Annotated in this window: 15 protein-coding genes; 11 read left to right on the top strand and 4 right to left on the bottom strand. The window is 55.1% G+C overall.

Annotation, left to right across the window (positions count from 1 at the left end; all coding sequences use genetic code 11):
• The first annotated feature begins 201 nt into the window (after positions 1-201).
• The 9 genes from R2K28_RS19515 (at position 202) to R2K28_RS19475 (ending at position 9,688) form a co-directional block, all read left to right on the top strand.
• Positions 202-1,281, top strand: coding sequence for a sensor histidine kinase (locus tag R2K28_RS19515; protein WP_316367105.1), 1,080 nt, complete (start codon positions 202-204; stop codon positions 1,279-1,281).
• A gap of 33 nt (positions 1,282-1,314) precedes the next feature.
• Positions 1,315-2,046, top strand: coding sequence for a LytR/AlgR family response regulator transcription factor (locus R2K28_RS19510; protein ID WP_316367104.1), 732 nt, complete (start codon positions 1,315-1,317; stop codon positions 2,044-2,046).
• Positions 2,047-2,138: 92 nt separating this feature from the next.
• Positions 2,139-2,696 carry a c-type cytochrome gene (locus R2K28_RS19505; protein ID WP_316367102.1) on the top strand — a complete coding sequence of 186 codons (558 nt, stop codon included), beginning with the start codon at positions 2,139-2,141 and terminating at the stop codon, positions 2,694-2,696.
• Between the two features lie 156 nt (positions 2,697-2,852).
• A complete protein-coding gene (gene hemC, locus R2K28_RS19500; RefSeq protein WP_316367100.1) occupies positions 2,853-3,782 on the top strand; it encodes a hydroxymethylbilane synthase in 930 nt (309 codons plus the stop codon).
• A gap of 38 nt (positions 3,783-3,820) precedes the next feature.
• Entirely contained in the window at positions 3,821-4,582 is a 762-nt protein-coding gene (locus R2K28_RS19495) for a uroporphyrinogen-III synthase (protein WP_316367098.1), read from the top strand.
• Between the two features lie 75 nt (positions 4,583-4,657).
• Positions 4,658-5,827, top strand: coding sequence for a uroporphyrinogen-III C-methyltransferase (locus R2K28_RS19490; protein ID WP_316367095.1), 1,170 nt, complete (start codon positions 4,658-4,660; stop codon positions 5,825-5,827).
• On the top strand, positions 5,824-7,107 hold the full coding sequence (locus R2K28_RS19485) for a heme biosynthesis HemY N-terminal domain-containing protein (RefSeq protein WP_316367093.1): 1,284 nt from the start codon (positions 5,824-5,826) through the stop codon (positions 7,105-7,107). Before R2K28_RS19490 ends, R2K28_RS19485 begins: the two co-directional genes overlap by 4 nt.
• 284 nt (positions 7,108-7,391) lie before the next feature.
• Complete coding sequence (locus R2K28_RS19480) at positions 7,392-8,009, top strand: c-type cytochrome (RefSeq protein ID WP_316367091.1); 618 nt, start codon at positions 7,392-7,394, stop codon at positions 8,007-8,009.
• Positions 8,006-9,688: a sensor domain-containing diguanylate cyclase gene (locus R2K28_RS19475; RefSeq protein ID WP_316367090.1), complete on the top strand. Its 1,683-nt coding sequence runs from the start codon at positions 8,006-8,008 to the stop codon at positions 9,686-9,688. The genes R2K28_RS19480 and R2K28_RS19475 overlap by 4 nt, the downstream gene beginning before the upstream one ends.
• On the opposite strand, the gene R2K28_RS19470 is transcribed toward R2K28_RS19475, so the two are convergent.
• Positions 9,678-13,529, bottom strand: coding sequence for a BTAD domain-containing putative transcriptional regulator (locus R2K28_RS19470; protein ID WP_316367087.1), 3,852 nt, complete (start codon positions 13,527-13,529; stop codon positions 9,678-9,680). The genes R2K28_RS19475 and R2K28_RS19470 overlap by 11 nt on opposite strands.
• Before the next feature lie 171 nt (positions 13,530-13,700).
• On the opposite strand from R2K28_RS19470, the gene R2K28_RS19465 reads away from it, so the two are divergent.
• A complete protein-coding gene (locus R2K28_RS19465) occupies positions 13,701-14,780 on the top strand; it encodes a class I SAM-dependent methyltransferase (protein WP_442871454.1) in 1,080 nt (359 codons plus the stop codon).
• Positions 14,781-14,847: 67 nt separating this feature from the next.
• Here R2K28_RS19465 and R2K28_RS19460 read toward each other — a convergent pair whose 3' ends face one another.
• Positions 14,848-15,189, bottom strand: coding sequence for a TraR/DksA family transcriptional regulator (locus R2K28_RS19460; protein ID WP_316367085.1), 342 nt, complete (start codon positions 15,187-15,189; stop codon positions 14,848-14,850).
• A gap of 95 nt (positions 15,190-15,284) precedes the next feature.
• On the opposite strand from R2K28_RS19460, the gene R2K28_RS19455 reads away from it, so the two are divergent.
• Complete coding sequence (locus tag R2K28_RS19455; protein ID WP_316367082.1) at positions 15,285-15,761, top strand: rhodanese-like domain-containing protein; 477 nt, start codon at positions 15,285-15,287, stop codon at positions 15,759-15,761.
• Positions 15,762-15,769: 8 nt separating this feature from the next.
• Here R2K28_RS19455 and R2K28_RS19450 read toward each other — a convergent pair whose 3' ends face one another.
• Together R2K28_RS19450 and R2K28_RS19445 are read right to left on the bottom strand one after the other, a co-directional pair.
• Positions 15,770-16,516: a hypothetical protein gene (locus tag R2K28_RS19450; RefSeq protein WP_316367080.1), complete on the bottom strand. Its 747-nt coding sequence runs from the start codon at positions 16,514-16,516 to the stop codon at positions 15,770-15,772.
• Positions 16,517-16,531: 15 nt separating this feature from the next.
• Positions 16,532-17,173 (bottom strand): SatD family protein, encoded by a 642-nt coding sequence (locus R2K28_RS19445; RefSeq protein WP_316367079.1) that lies wholly within the window; start codon positions 17,171-17,173, stop codon positions 16,532-16,534.
• Between the last annotated feature and the right edge of the window lie 56 nt (positions 17,174-17,229).

Genomic DNA, 17,229 nt, shown 5'->3' with positions numbered 1-17,229 from the left:
GATTGGATCAGTACTGACCATGCTTGGAAAATCGAGTGGCGCTGCGCAATCGCATATACTACGCGCCATACCTTCGGCGCTGTTGAACAAGCGTGAAGTTTTTTACCCATACAGCCGATAGCTTCATTGGGCCTGGCAGTTTCGCATGTGGGGTTTTTCCTGAATTTATGAGCGGGCCGGATTTCAGCGAGCGGTGGATGAATGCAGCAGAGTGACAGACAACCTGAACGGAAACGACCAGCCGATTCTGATGGAAAGGTGATTTTCATCCCCAATCTCTGTGCCATGCGGCCTGTGTTCGCCGTGGTTGTGATTTGCGAACTGCTCGCCATCCTCCTCTCTTTGGCCATGACAGAAAGGCTGAGCAACTTTTTACCGGTCTTGAGCCTGACCTCGCTGATGGTGCAATGGATTGGGCTGGCCACCGCAGTGCTGACCTGTATGTTGCGTCCGCAACTCATCAGACTGGGTAATTGGCGGGCCGGTTTTAGCGTATTTTTTCTGTTGCTGGGAGTGGCCTGGCTGGTGACCCAAATGGTGATATGGATGAATGACAGCATGGATCTGGGGATGCTTCAGGGGATTCAAACAGACCTGATATGGCGGGTTATGGGTATCAGCGCCATCATCGCTATCCTGGTGCTTCACTACCTCTATCTGCAATACCTGTGGCGGCGCCAGGAGGAGGCTGAGAACAGTGCGCGACTGCAGGCCCTCTACTCCCGCATTCGTCCCCATTTCCTCTTCAACAGCATGAACACCATCGCCAGCCTCACCCGCAGTGATCCGGCGATGGCCGAAGAGGTGGTGGAGGACCTGGCGGACCTGTTCCGGGTCTCCCTTGGCGATGCCAGCCAGCTCTCAAACCTGGGTAAGGAGCTGGATCTGGCGCGCCAGTATCTGAGTATCGAACACTATCGCTTAGGCGAGCGGTTGAATCTGGTATGGGATCTCGATGACCTGCCGGAACAGGCCAGGATCCCGCCCATGATCATACAACCGTTACTGGAGAATGCGGTCTACCATGGTATTGAACCCGCCGCCCAGGGAGGTACGATCACGATTACAGGCCGTTATCGGCGCAATCGGATAAATTTGAGTATTCGTAACACCCTGCCGGAAGCGGATCAGCGAAGCCATCGTGAGGGCAATCAATTGGCGATGGAGAATATTCGTGCACGCCTCGCCGGGGTGTACGATGTGGAGGCGAGTCTGACCGAATCGAACATCGATGGAGATCATCAGGTGAGACTGGCGATTCCACATCCTTGGTGGGATTAGCGTGATCAGGCCAGGGCCTAGGAGGATGGACGTGTGAGAATATTGGTGGTGGATGACGAAGCCCTTGCCCGGCAGCGTCTGGCTGCGTTGATCAAAGAGCTTGGTACTCCCTATCAATTGGTCGGTGAGGCCGCCAATGGGGATGAGGCTCTGCAACTCTACGACGAAACGGGTGCCGACCTGGTGTTGATGGACATACGCATGCCGGGTATGGATGGACTGGAGGCCGCACGACGTCTGGCTGAGAGCGATGAGCCACCGGCGGTGGTCTTTACCACGGCTTATGAGGAGCATGCGCTACAGGCATTTGAATCCTCTGCTCAGGACTATCTGTTGAAGCCGGTACGCCGCGAGAGGTTGCTCACGGCGCTGCAACGTAGCCAGCGACTAACCCGAAGTCAGCTTATTTCCACACCCCCGGATGAACGAGAGGTACCCCAGCTGCATGCCAGCTATCGGGGTGGATTGAGGACTGTACCCCTGGACCAGGTGATCTATCTGCGCGCCGACTCTAAATATGTCATGGCCCGGCATGAGGAGGGTGAGCTGTTGCTCGAGGAGAGCCTGAAAGGCCTGCTCGAGCGCTATGGGGACTGGCTGTTGCGCATCCACCGTAACGCCTTGGTGGTACGTCGTCACCTGTCCGGGCTGGAGAAAGGAGCTGACGGTATCTCAAGGGTGATCCTACGTGGTTGTGAGGAGACACTGGAAGTCAGCCGCCGCCATCTCCCTGAAGTGAGGCGCGTATTGCGGGGAGAGGAGTGACAGAGAGCCGCTCTCAGCGAACTGATATATCCTGGAAGTGGCTAGCCTGGCTGCTAACCTGGATTTGGCTGCAGCAATTCTGCACGGTGTGTTTGGCTGATGATGCCGCTGTCGACCAACCAGAGCAGCCGCAAATCACGCCACTGACAGTGCAGTCCTGTTTTCCCTGCCACGGTCCCCAGGGCCAGAGTGGCTCCCCTGCGATTCCTTCTCTGGCAGGATTACCGCGGGACTATCTGCTCAAGATGATGCGGGCTTTCCGCCATGGAGGCCGTTTCGGCACAGTGATGGGACGCCTGATCCAGGCCTATGATGAAGATGATTTGAACACCATGGCTGACTACTTCAGTCAGCGGCCCTTTACCATTCTTAGGCAGACCACAGACTGGCGCCTCGTTGATCTTGGCAGACGCCTGCATCGTTACTACTGTCGAGATTGTCACGGTGACCCTGAGATGCCGGCTGAAACAGGGGTGCCGCGGCTGCATGGGCGCTGGATGGAGTATCTGCGCTGGACCCTCAGGGACTACCTGGTAGGGATCAATCAGGGGGATGAGGAGATGGCGGATCAGCTATCCCATCTGATGCGTAGGCATGGCGCTAAGGGTGTGGAGGCGCTGTTGCATTATTATGGGAAGGGGAAGTTGTGATTTTTTTCAGCAGCCAGCAGAAAGTTGGTGTATGGCTGGTCGCGGATAATTGCGTGTCTGCCTCGCAGGCTTTAGCATAGGCCCCGATCCATGAGAACCAGAATCAGCCCACAAGCGCTGCGTTGTACCCTATCCGAATTTTGAGGCCCCCCATTCATGTCCCAGACGATAACCATCGCCACCCGAAAATCACCCCTGGCAATGTGGCAGGCCGAGCATGTCGCCGCTGAATTGAAAAAGGCCCATCCGGATCTCCGGGTGGAGTTGATGGGGATGACCACCCAGGGAGACAGGATCCTCGATACCCCGCTGGCGAAGATCGGTGGCAAGGGGTTGTTTATCAAGGAGCTGGAGCAGGGTTTGATCAGTGGCGAGGCGGATATCGCGGTGCACTCCATGAAGGATGTCCCGGTAGAGTTGCCTCAGGGGTTGCACCTGCCGGTGATTATGCAGCGTGAGGACCCGCGGGACGCCTTTGTCTCCAGGGATTTTCAAAACATCGACGCATTACCCCAAGGGGCCTGCGTAGGGACCTCCAGTCTGCGCCGGCAGTGTCAGTTGGCTGAAAAGCGCCCTGACCTGGTGATCAAATCCCTGCGCGGCAATGTGAACACCCGTCTGCGTAAACTCGATGAGGGTGAGTACGATGCCATTATCCTGGCCGCTGCCGGTTTGAAGCGGCTTGGGTTCGAGGATCGGATAACCGCCTTAATAGGCCCCGAACAGAGCCTGCCCGCCATTGGACAGGGCGCGGTGGGTATTGAATGCCGCGTGGATGATCCACGAGTCAACGAACTGATTGCACCCCTGCACGATCCTCAAACCGCCTTATGCGTGGGTGCTGAGCGGGCCATGAACCAGCGTCTGAATGGTGGCTGCCAGGTCCCCATCGCCGGCTATGCCATGCTGGAATCGGGTAATCTCTGGTTGCGGGGCCTGGTGGGTGAGCCCGATGGTAGCCGTATCATCCGCGGCGAAGTCGAGGGTACCACCCAGGAGGCGCAAGCCATGGGAGAGGGTTTGGCGGATCGGCTGTTGGAGTGGGGGGCGGATGCTATCCTGAAGGCGCTCTATGACGCTCACTGAGGGATAGTGATCATCCCAGGCTTCCCCATAGGAGGACCATGTCGGATTTTGATTTTAAAGGCAAGGGTATCCTGGTTACACGGGCCGCTCATCAGGCCATAGGTCTGGCACAGCGGATTCGGGAGAGTCAGGGCAGAGCCATAGGTTTTCCAGCGTTGGAAATCCTTCCCAGCCAACATCCCGACCAGGCACGCAACCTGCTGCGGCAGCCCTGGGATGTGATCATTTTCGTCAGCCCCAATGCGGTCACCCATGCAATGCAACTGTTATCGGACCATAGGCTGGTCGCTACCCTGGGGGCGGTGGGGCAGGCGACTGCAGCAGCGTTGCGTCAGTGCGGGTATAGTATTGATCTGATTCCTGCGGATCGATATGACAGCGAGGGTTTGCTCAAGTTGGCCCCGTTGCAGAGAATGGCCGCTAAAAGGGTATTGATCGTTCGCGGGGAAGGGGGGCGCACCCTGTTGGGGGAGAGCCTCCAGGCGAGAGGTGCTGAAGTAGGTTATGCTGAGGTCTATCGGCGGATCAAGCCCTCAGTCGATCCTACCCCATTGCTGGCGCAATGGCAGGAGCAGGTCGATCTGGTGACTGTCACCAGTGTCGAGGTGATGCATAATCTGAAAACAATGTTGGGAGAACAAGGCTGGCCAATGTTACGCCATACCCCGCTCCTGGTGATTAGCGAACGGATGCATCTTGAGGCGAAGAAAGAGGGGTTCGAGACGATTCTGCTTGCCACAGGTGCCGATGATGATGCGATCTTGGCGGCGATTCAGGACTGGATAGGATGCCCCACCTGATATGCCCGATCGAGTCGAAGGTGGTAGGGTCGTCGTTTCGGGACGAATGTTGGAGTAGTTGAGAGCTAACAGTATATGAGTGAGACAAGCAACGAATCTGGCAATAGCCGGACAGAGGCCGAGGCGGACTTCACAGAGGCCATCGAAGGCGAGGTAGAGCGCATCGATGATGAAGGGGGGAAATCCGCACTTTCCCGTCTACCCATGGTCATCGCCCTGGTGGCACTGCTGGCGGTGGCCGCCGGTCTGGTGCTTGGCTATCGCTATTGGCTCGATATGAAGCAGACCCTGGTATCGCTCAATAGTGTCCTGGACAAGGCCAATCAGGAGCAGTCGCAATTTGCGCAACAGCTGCAGCAGACCCGGCAGCAATTCGAGCAACAGCAACAGGCGATAGCGGCACAAAAGGCAGCCTTGGAGGAACAGGCCGAGAACATCCGCCGCTCACGTGAGACAGCCAAACAGCAGGGTGATCAACTCTACAACTCATTGGCCGAGATACAGACCCGCATGGGGGGCAAGGAGGGGCAGTGGCGGGTGGCCGAGGCCGAATATCTGCTGCGTGTCGCCAACCACCGTTTGAACCTCATGGGTGATCCGGACACTGCCCTGGAGGCGTTAAAATCCGCAGATGAGCGTCTCACTGCAAGTGGTGATCCGGGCTGGTCGGGAGTACGCGAGATGATCGCTGCAGAGATAACTGGATTGACCGCCCTGCCGAAGCTGGACAGTGCGGGGATCAGCGCCGAGTTGACCGCCCTGGCAGCGCGGGTGGAGGCGCTACCCTTGATGGATTCAGGGATGGTCCAGGCGCCCCGATCGGCGCAGCCAGAAACATCCCGGGAGGTTGCCGACAGTGGAGGATTGCAACTGGATAAACTGCTAGACGATTTTTGGCAGGGTTTTAAGTCGATGATGGTGATCCGTCATCACGAGCGTCCTGTAAGCGCCATGCTGCCACCCGAGCAACGCTATTTTCTTATCCAGAATCTACGCCTCAAAATGGAGAATGCAAAGGCGGCGATGGTGGGACGAAACCAGGCCCTGTATGCGGACAACCTGACCAGTGCCCTTGATTGGGTAGATCACTATTTCCAAACCTCGGCCCCTGAGGTGATCGGTTTCAAGTCACAATTGGAGGGGTTGGCGGCAAGGATCATCGCACCTGAGTTGCCCGACATCTCAGGTTCCCTGCGTGCCCTGCAGGAGAGACGTAAAACATTGAACCGGGAGGGACTCCGGTGAGAACCCTGATCGCAGCATTCATTGCGCTGTTGACGGCGGTCGCGATCACCCTCCTGGTGAAACAGGATAACGGCTATATCCTGATCGGTTATGGCAACTGGACCCTGGAAGGCAGCCTGGCCCTGTTTTGCCTAGCCATCTTGCTGCTGTTTCTGCTTGCCTATGTGGCAATCAGGACCCTTTCACGCCTCTGGCAGATGCCGGAACGGGTGGCCGAGTGGCGACGAAAACGCCGTAACCTCAAGGCCAGGCAGGCCCTGACCCGCGGCCTGGTGGAACTCGCCGAAGGGCGCTGGAAGGTCGCGGAGCGGCACCTGACACGCAACGTCAGCCAATCGGAGACCCCCCTGCTCAACTATCTGGCGGCGGCTCGCGCCGCTCAACTACAAGGTGAACATACCCGGAGAGATGACTATCTCCACTTGGCCCACGAGAGTATGCCTTCCGCCGATGTGGCCGTGGGTCTGACCCAGGCTGAGTTGCAGTTGGCTCATCAGCAGTACGAACAAGCGCTTGCGACCTTGATGCATGTGCGATCCTTGTCGCCCAAGCATACATATGTGCTGACCCTGTTGAAAAAACTCTATGAAAACCTTGGTGAATGGAAAAAACTGGAAGAGATGCTGCCGGAGTTGAAGCGCCGCAAGGTAATCAGTGAAGCCGACTACCAGGCGCTGGAGGTTCGTGTCTATCACAAACGCCTGAAACAGGAGTCTTCGACGGTCGATGATATCGTGCGCTACTGGCAGGGCATTCCCAAGGGGATTAAACAGCAGCAGGGAATGTTGTATCAGTACAGTGAACATATGATGGACCTGGAGGCGGGTTCACGGGTTGAGCCCTTGATTGCAGCCTCGCTGCAACGGCAATGGAACAGCGAACTGGTCACCCTCTATGGACAGATCGAACTTGCCAATCCCTCTCACCAGTTGGCGATGGCAGAAGGCTGGCTGAAAGCGCATCAAGAGGATCCAGTGCTGTTATTGACGCTCGCCAGGCTCTCCCTGCAGAACAAATTGTGGGGTAAGGCGCGCAGCTATCTGGAGGCCAGTATCGGCATATCGCCTATCCCGGAGTCCTATCAGCAGCTTGGCCTGTTGTTACAGCGCCTTGGTGAGGACGATGAAGCGCTACGCTGTTTTCGTGCCGGTTTGGCCTTGCTGCATACCGAGCCTCAGCGGGAGTTGCCAAGCATCGGCAGCCGACCGGCATTGGCCAACAAATCCATCATCGATGAAACCCCCAGTAGTGAAACTTTAATCACATCTGTAAGATCCTGATTCGTATTTCATTGGCGAACTCACCCAAAAATATAGAAACAGGGCGTTGTAATTGACTAAAATACATGGTTGAAGGCCGAAGCTTTTTCTTATATACACATACATATAGTAAGGTAATTCAATCTTGCATTGTGTGATCTGCACAAAAGGAGTTGTCAATCAGTAACGCATAACCGGTCATTGTGGGGGCTCGCAAAGCCGTGTACGCCTTTTGGGTAAAAATGATCATCGCTTTCCCATTGTTAGCTGCTCCCATTGCTCATGCGGGTTGGGATTCCGCTGAATTGGAACGCTTAGAAGCGATGAGGCTGAATCCGGACTATGACCGTGGCAAGGCCGTATATGAGATCTGTGCGGTTTGTCATATGCCGGAAGGTTGGGGAACGCCAAACGGCGCCTATCCGCAAATTGCCGGTCAACACCGTTCTGTCGTGATCAAGCAACTGGCCGATATCCGAGCCAAGAATCGCGACAATCCTTCCATGTATCCATTCGCCCTGCCCGAAGAGATCGGCGACGCTCAAGCCATAGCTGATGTGGCCTATTACATCGAAGCGTTGAAGATGACTACCGCTACCGGCAAGGGTGATGGCAGCGATCTTCAACGTGGTGAATCGTTGTTTAAAAAACACTGTATCGACTGCCATGGTGAACAGGGGGAGGGGCAGTTCGATAAGGCCTATCCAGCCATCCATGGACAACACTACAACTATCTCCTGCGTCAGCTGATCTGGATCCAGAACGGCAAGCGGCGCAACGGTAACAAGGAGATGGTTAAAATCATCGAGGCCATGGATACGCGAGACTTCAAAGCGTTATCCGATTATGTATCCAGAATGCTGCCGCTGGCTGAGAAGCGTTCCAAACATACCTGGAATGATCGCAAGTTGCAGGTGAGATGAATAGGCAAAAGATACCTGTCGAGAGCGATGCCGCGGTTGAATTAAACGGATACTCTGAACATAAGGAGTTGATCCTCAGCTTCCTTGCGGTGTTCATTCCCGCATCCCTGTTACTGGCATTTATTTTTTATGCCTTCTCCACCCAGACCGAAGAATATGAGCTGCAAACCACATTGATTCGTGAAGAGGCGGCTTTGAACAGTGCCAGCGAATTGACCTCGTTGCTATTAGAGCAGAAGCTCTCCGATCTGCTGGTAATCGCGGAGGGGGAGATACTCAGAAACTATATCCATGATCCCAACCTGAAGAACTGGATACGTGCCGCGCGTGAGTTTTCCCTCTTTGCAAGACGGAAACCCAAGTATTTTCAGATAAGATACCTTGACAAAAGCGGCATGGAGATGATTCGCATCAACAGCGATGGCACGTCCCAGGAGATCACTCCCCAGAGTCAGATGCAAAACAAGGGGGATCGCTACTACTTCAAGAACGCAATCAAGTTGGAAGTGGGTGAAATCTATATCTCGCCTCTGGATCTGAATATGGAGCGGGGCGAAATCGAGCGGCCGTTTAAACCCACGGTACGCTTTGCCACGCCGGTGGCCGACGGATACGGGGAAAAACAGGGTATAGTGATTATCAACTATACACCGTCTGAGCTGTTGGATCGCATCACCGATATCTTCACAAGCCTACGTGGTGACGCGGTGATGCTTAACAGCCAGGGATTTTGGCTGCATGGTGTGCCGGATGAGCAATTGTGGGGCTTTATGCACGGCAATGATGAAACCTTCGCAAAACAGAATCCCGATGTCTGGTCCATTGCCAATAGTAGCGAGAAAGGCTCATTCTTTGCCGATGATGGTGTTTATATATTCAAGAAAGCCTATCCATTAGTTCGCCAGAGACTTGGAACGCTGGAGAATGTTGATGAATCGATTGTCCCCTCGCCAAACAGAGCCGAGATGAGATACTGGATCTATCTCTCCCATATTTCCAAAAACCTGATCGAAGATCTCACCGCCAAAAGAATGATCGTTGCCACAATTACCTATCTGTTGCTGTTTTTGGTGACCGCGGTGATCAGCGTCTTCTTCGCCAAGAACAGCGTGCAGAAAAAAGCAGCCTTTCGCAAGCTTCAACTCTACGCCACCACCGATGATCTCACCGGTCTCGCAAATAGACGTGAATTGGACAAGGTCGCGCTGCGCGAATATAAGCGCGCAACCCGTTTTTCGAGACATCTCTCGGTATTGATGATAGATCTCGATCATTTCAAAACGGTTAATGACAACTATGGTCACAACACCGGGGACTGGGTGCTGAAGCATGTGGCCGATATCTGCGCAAACGCGATCCGAGGACAGGATTTTCTCGCCCGTTACGGAGGCGAGGAGTTCACTATCCTGCTGCCGGAATCGGAGATCAATAATGCAGCTCTTCTGGCCCAGCGGATCTGTGATGAGGTCGCGGTCAAACCCTATCAGGATGGCACTCAGGTGATTGCAGTCACCATAAGTGTCGGTGTCAGCGACATCGAAGATGGTGATGATAATGTTGACGATCTGATGTATCGGGCAGACAAGGCTTTGTATGAAGCGAAGAAAAGGGGTCGCAACCAGGTAGTGATCTGTAGTGCCGGTATTTTTATCTCGCACCTTGCGATGATCAGCGAGTAAGCTGCTCGGTTCCGTTACCGGCAATTATCTTTAGCGCTTGCGTGCCCGCATGGATGCCTGCCTTGGCGGCGGCATCGAGCAGCTGTTTCGCCTGCAGCGACACTTCCCGATCACCTTCACTTCGTAGGTTTTGCGCCAACAGCCGACCCCGGGCGATATAGAAATCGCTCCAGGGGAGAGGCTCTTCCCGGGTGTATTCCGCCAAGGCATCTGCGTAAAAGAGCATCCTGTCAGGTTCCCGTTTGTGAAGATGGACCTCGATCATGTTTTGATAAAAGTGCAGGTAGTTGTGGCTGAGGCTGCCTTGATCCAGGTAGCGCTGCCCTTCATGGATCGCATCTTGGCGCTGTTTCTCGTCCCGGGTCACCCGTGCCAGTACACCAAGGATAAAAGGCGCGGTGTGGGTTGGAACGGAATCGAGGGCAGCCCGATAGGCGCGTTGCAGGTAGTCGATACCCTCTTCCAGGTTTCCCAACAACACCTTGGCCTCACCGATGGTGGCAAGGTTATCGCCATAAAAACGACTGGCCCTGAGTTGTTGCGCCAGTGTCAGTCCCAATTGGCCGTATCGTTCCGCCGCGTCGATATCATCTGTGAAGAGCAGTACCAGACCAAGGTTCATATAGGCCGCCATCTCGGCCCGCAAGTTGCCGTATTCTGCGGCGAGCCTGCCTGCTTCATGCAGGGTCTGCAGGGCATCCGGGATCGAGCTGGCATATAGCTGGGTCAAGCCATACATGGAGAGGTTGCCGACCTCCTGGGGCAACCGCTGTTCCCCCTTTGCCAGCGCCAGGCAGCGTTGGAAATGGCGTTGCGCCGTGACTATTTGTCCCTTGGCATAGTAGGCATCCGCCAATCCTGCCTGGACGCGAATCTCGAGCAGCGGATTGTCGGATTGTCTGGATTGGGATTCAGCCACCCTGTGTGCTTGCAGGCACTCATCGGTGCGTGCCAGGGCGAACAGGATATCCCCGCGTCGATAGTGTAGTTCGGTGAGTATGGCGCTGTCTTCACTGGTCTCCGCCAATGGGGTGGCATGCTCCAGGATATCCAGGGCCTGATCCAGATTATCCTGGACCGTCAGGCCGGTGGCCTGCCCGATCATTGCGCGACAACGGAGAGTTGCATCATCTGCTGAATCCGCGGCAGCGGCAAATGCCTGGATGGCGGACGATATGGCACCCGCATGTATCAATAGATCCCCTTGCAGGCAGTTCAGTTGAGCGCCCAACTTCTCTGTTTGCGCAATTTCAGCGCCACGCCTGGCCAGTGATTTCGCCTGGTCGAAGTCAAGCATCTGAATAGCCGATTGAGCTGCCCCGAGATAGGCCTCCGCCGCGGCCTCATTCCCGCCAAGGTCCAGATGCCTGGCATAAAGGGCCGCATCACGCTGTTCATACCAGGCGGCGGCTTTGATATGCAGGGCACGTCTATGAGAAGCCAAGAGTGAATCGTATATGGCATCCCGCAGCAGGGCATGGACAAACAGATAACCTTCTCCTTCCGGTTGCAGCAGGCGTTGCTTGAGCAGCGCGTCGGGTCGATAGTCTTGGTTGTCGAGGAGGTGATCCAAGGCATCCAGTTTGAAACGCTGACCCAGCACAGCCGCAGCCTGAACCGCCTGCCTGTCCTTTGCGGTCAGCAGATCGAGCCTCGACATTACCAGACTGCGGATCGAGTCCGGTACGTTCTCCCCGGGGTCTTTACTGCCGAGCAGCAGCTGTTCGAGAAAGAATGGGTTACCACCCGAACGCTCGATGCATCTGGAGACGAATCTTTGCTCCTGGTCGCTGATCTGATGCGCCAGATTCTGCGCATCTTCCCTTGGCAGCGGACTCAGGTCGAGGGTGGTTAAGGGTGCCCCATGCATGGCGCTGCGCCAGGCGGGATCGAGGGGTTCACCTTCGACCCGTGAGGTGATGATCAACAGGGCTGCATAGCGGCTGACGACATCGGCAAGCCCGGCGATATGGGCGAGGGTCGTCTGATCCGCCCAATGAATATCCTCCACGATCAATAGGCGTGGCGCCGTCCGGGTGGCACTCGCGAGAATGGATCCCAGGATCTGCTGCATGCCTTTTTGCTGTGTCTCGTCGCTGATGCTGTCGATCGAAAAGGTCTTTTCTGTCTCGAGCTGAAGATGAAACAGACGCTGCAGCACAATCGGGTGGGTGGCTGGATTCCATTCCACATCCATTGATTGTTTCACTGAGTTTTCTATCTCATGGGCAGATGCATTGCTATCGAGTCCCAACAACTGGCGCAGCAGGGAAGGGATGGGTTCTGCCGTTGCTTCCATACCGAAGTCGAGCACCAATGCCTGATGGGGTTTGACTCCCATCGGAATTGCGCTCTGACTGATCTCTCCCAAGAGGCGGGTTTTTCCTATACCCGCTTCACCGCGAAGCAGATAGGTTTCACCTGCCAGGTCTTCGCTGCAGGCCTCCAGAGCGGTCTTGAATTGCCTTAACTCCCGGGTTCGCCCGACGAAGGGAGGCAGATTGACCTGTTGCTCCTGCCCCGGTCTGATAGCCGTGATGGCCCATACCGATGCATCTCGTCTCGTTGCCTCGAGATTTAGTCGCAGTCCCAGATAGGCAGATTCGGTGAGTAGAAGATCCCCAGGTTCTCCTGAACGTGCCAACTCTTCCGCCTGGGCGAATACCGCTCCGGAAACAGTACCGCTGGGATCGCTCATCACAGCACCTGTAGCGACACCGCTCTGAAGCCCCATTTGGACATACCATTCTCCTGCCGGCTCTTTTTCCGGCCTCAGTTCCAGGATTAACTGAAGTGCCTTTTCACACTCATTGCCATGGGCCTTCTCGAGACCGAAGAGTATGACAATGGCATCCCCATGTTGATGATGGAGTATGCCGCCGTAACGGGTTATCAGTGGCTGTAACCGATCAAGCAACTGTTTGTTCAGCTTATGCAGATCCTCAGGATCGTCCCTGGCCAACAATTCCAGATAGTGTCCCAGGTGGAGGTGTACGACGGTCACCGTACGCATCTGTTGTGGTGTTTGGACTGGCTGGGTGGGTGGTGGTGGCTGCTGTTTCGATCTCAGTACTGCGGGACGCTGTGAATCAACGGCCTTGCCGCCACTATCATTGGCACTGCGTTGTTGAAGAATCTCACTATACAGTTGCTCGGTTTCCGCCTCCGGCGAGATACCGAGTTCACGCAGCAGCAGGCGTCGGCACTGCCGATATTGACGCAGTGCGTCACCGGGTCGTTTAAGCCGGACATAGAGCTGCATCAGGGTGCGATGGATCTGTTCTTGCAACGGATCGCTAGCAAGTAGTTTTATAGCCAGGCGGATTCCCGATTCGAACTCAGAATTTTCCAGGAAGTGATCCAGCAGCTTCGACATGCTGCTGATGGCGAGTTCCCGATAGTGGCTGCGTTGGGTCATCAGCCACTCCTCATAATTGTTGGAGCGGGGATTGAAGCCTTCTAAGAATTCTCCGCCATACAGGGATACCAACTGGGTTAGGTATTCTGGAGAGCACCCATCCCTCAACAGGGCGTCAAATGCACCGGTGTCGGTGTCGATATGACCGCTCCTGAGTAGCACACTCTCCTGATCGGCGATAAGTGCGTCGGCGTGACCGGCCAATACCTTTCGCAAACCGCTGAGTGCCTGACGCAGACTGTGGCGCGCCTGGGTATCGTTGCTCTCCTCCCATAGCAGCAGTGCCAACCGGTCCCTGGGTTGAGGTTTCTCCTGATGTAACGCCAGCCAGGCTAGCAGGGCCTTCGTTTTGCGTGCCCTCAAGTCGATTACAGCACCTGTATCGTCAGTCAGCTGAAAGCCACCGAAGAGAGACAATTCCATGCAAGGCTCCGGAGAAAATTTTTTTAGGTGAATTTTGACGCTATTTTGACGCTTGCCGGTCGGCTGCTGTGACGCCTGCTGAATAAATTAGCACATAACGCATCGTTTAAAGCGTGATTTTACTTATTCAGCGAACTATCAGAGGAGATAATTATGTGTCAACCAGTCAATCTGCCCGTTGTCGACCAGACGGCATCCAATGATCAATCTGCCCTCTTTGCCGAGGAATTATTACAGATACTCAACCATGGAGCGACAGCGCTGATGATATCCATCGGTCACCGCACTGGATTGTTCGACACCATGGCCAAGTATCCACCAGGAGACAGTCATAGGCTCGCCGAGTCGGCGGGATTGAACGAACGTTATGTGCGGGAGTGGTTGGGCGCCATGGTGACCGCCGGTATTGTCACGTATGTGGCAGAGGATGGCAGCTATAGCTTGCCTCAAGCCCATGCCGGATTACTGACCAGGGATGCCAGCCCGGACAATGTGGCGGTATTCGCCCAATACGTCCCGTTGCTTGGCCAGGTGGAAGACGACATCATCGACTGTTTCTACAATGGTGGCGGCGTGCCCTACACCCGCTTCAAGCGCTTTCATGAAGTGATGGCCGAGGATAGCGGGCAGACGGTGGTCAGCGCCCTGTTTGAACATATCCTGCCATTGATCGATGGTCAGTTATCCCGCCTGGAGCAGGGCATCGATGTGCTGGATGTGGGCTGCGGCCGGGGTCAGGCCCTGCTCTCATTGGCAAAGGCCTTCCCTAACAGCAACTTCACCGGTTACGACTTTTCCAGCGATGCCATACACTGGGCGCGGCAGGAGGCGCAGCGGCAGGGATTGAGCAACCTGCTGTTCGAGGTCAAGGATGCGGCCACCATGGATGAGACAGAGGAATATGATTGGATCGTCACCTTCGATGCCATCCATGATCAGAAGTCACCGGATCGGGTGTTAGCCGCCATTCATCAAGCGTTGCGTGACGATGGCGTCTATCTGATGCAGGACATCAAGGGATCGAGTCATCTGCATAACAATCTGGATCACCCTATCGGACCTTTGCTCTATACCCTTTCCACCATGCACTGCATGACGGTTTCACTGGCCCAGGAGGGTGCCGGGCTGGGTACAGTGTGGGGTAAGGAGCTGGCCCTGCAGATGTTGAGCGAGGCCGGTTTCAAGCAGGTCGAGGTGAAGGAGTTGGAGCACGATTTTCAGAACTACTTCTACATCATGCACAAAAATTGACCTGCTTACTTCAGCATTTTAGTTGTGATGGGTGGGGCCCTGCCCCACCCTGCAGCCTATGCTGAGTTTACACCTCGGCACAATCGATACATCGCGTGATGGTAGGATCGGCATTCAGCCGGCGCACATCGATAGCCTCTTTACAGATAAAGCAATAACCATACTCATCTGCATCGATACGCCGCAGGGCTCCCTCGATTTTTGATAGCTGTTGTAGACGTCTCCTGGCGGTCTCCTGGGCCATTTGTTGGGCCTGCATGGCGTCCATACGACTCAGACGTCCGACCCGGCTCTGGTCCAGTTCGACAGTCTCTCCCGCCGCTTGCGATGTCTCATCGACGGCCTGCAGCTCCGCTTGCAGATGCAACAATCTCTCCCTGATCGTATTGATTTCGTCGGCTGTCATCATAATGTCAGTAGTGGCGTCTGCTTATTGCACGAACAATTATCTGTATAGTGTATCTTAGATTAATGTCTACCCACCTTATCCTGTAAGCTTACCTCATGAACCAACACATATTAGTCCTGACAATCTGCCTCTGTTTTTACGCCTACAACGCGTTCGCAGAGGAAGAGGGTGAAGCCGTCGAGGCGATGGAGGAGTATTTCGAATTCGTCGACTATGGTGGTGCAACCATCTTTGCGCAACAGATACCCGCCGAGGATTGGGGCAGTTTTTTCATCGTCGATACTCGTAGCGCAGCCCAATATGGGAAGGCACATATCCCCGGTGCGGTGAATATCGAATGGCGCCAGATCCTGGCACGGCGTTCGGAACTGCCGCGGGACAAACCGGTGCTGGTCTACTGTAATACCGGCTCACTGTCAGCCCAGGCGGGTTTTGCCCTGCGTCTGGCGGGACACGAGAATGTGAGAATCCTCCAGGGTGGAATCCGTGAATGGCAGGCCAAAGGTGGTTTCGAGGCCCACGCCCGCGCCGTTGGCTCAGCCAAACTTGAGGATTCTCCCGAGGAGAATTAACCGGCCACTCAAATCAAGCGACCTATGATCTGGGCAACCAGAATAGTCAGGAGCATTGAGGAGAGGGTGCCGATCAGGACGTACTCTGCGAAGGCGCGTTCTTCCATTTGGCGAAAACGTGCGAATCCCTTGGCCGCTATGATCAAGGCAATCACGTTGAAGTTTTGGCTTACCAATAGAACGCTATACATCAACCAACGTTCCAATATGCCGATGACGCGGCCGGCATTGAACTCCTGCTCGTCGAGTTGATTAGTATTGGGTTGATTAACATCATCTGCTTTCAGCTGTGGTTCCAGGCCGAACCGGTGGAATAGACTGCGGATCAGGAGATTGGCCTCATTCGCTACAAGCAGAAATCCCAACAGGAACCAGAGACCCGGGCTCAGAAGCGCGTCCATGTTCGCCCCCTCGTGCCAAAGCATGTCCACTGCTTCGCTGAGTGCGGTCTCAAGCCAGGGTGCTAATATCAGCTTGTCCCGGAGGAGTGCAGTCGCGATCAGGATCATCAGAAGTCCGATAAAGCGACTTTCATTCAGCCAATCCTTGGCTAACCAGCGCTCAGGTGCCAAGAGGATAAGCAGCACCAACACAGCAAACATCGAGGGCAGCCAACCAACAGCAAAGACCAGGAGACAAAGCACCACCTGGACCAGGCTAAATATAATCAATGTGCGGCTGGAGAGGCGCCCGTCGTTGAAAATGTAGACCAGTCGGCTGAGCAATAGGCCGTTTAGAAACAGCAATTCTTCCATGCGTTGGCTCCCTGTTTATGCAGTTGACGCATCCCCGGTCAAACAGTTATTCAGAAGTTCGGCCAAGGCGGACAGTACCTGGATCACCACCTCCAGTCCTCCGCTACGGATGTTCTTGTATACCGCCTGCTCTGAAACATGCAGACTTTCAGCGATAGCTTTTACTGAATGACCAACCAGCAATCCATGCAGGATGGCCAGGCGGTTGGTCTCCCATTTTTGCATCCGCTGGCTAAGCAGGCGCAAGGTTCCCTCAGCCAGCGGGGCCCAGTTTTCAGGTGGTCCATCAAGGTGAAACAGGTCGCCGCTATCCTTAAGCCGGTTGATACCATCCCGGGCTCGGTAGAAAGCCGGGCCATCCATTCCCATGGCCTGATCTGGATTCAGGTCGGTAGCGATCTCTCCGAGCCCCAAGGAAAATCGCACTTGGTCGGGGTGCAGGGCCACCATGATCTGAATGATGTCGATGAAAACACGCTCTGCCTGGTCGAAGACGGCCTGGAACTCATCACCAAGGGTCAGGGTGTAGGGCGACACCGGTCTTGGCGTTCGCTCATTCAGCGTCTTCAGTAGCGCGCTGAGTCGATGCTGGAGACCTTTGCGATCGGGGGAGTGCCGCGAGGCGACGAGATCGCCGATCAGAACAAGGTAAGACATGCGTCAACCTCTTTGGTTGTTTATGAAGATATTAAACCAAATCGGTTGTATCTGTC

The sequence above is a fragment of the Candidatus Thiodiazotropha sp. CDECU1 genome (genome assembly GCF_963455295.1).
In the GTDB taxonomy this organism is placed as follows: Bacteria; Pseudomonadota; Gammaproteobacteria; order Chromatiales; family Chromatiaceae; genus Thiodiazotropha.
The sequence above is the reverse complement of the archived record's forward strand: the minus strand, read 5'-3'. Positions and strand labels throughout refer to the sequence as shown.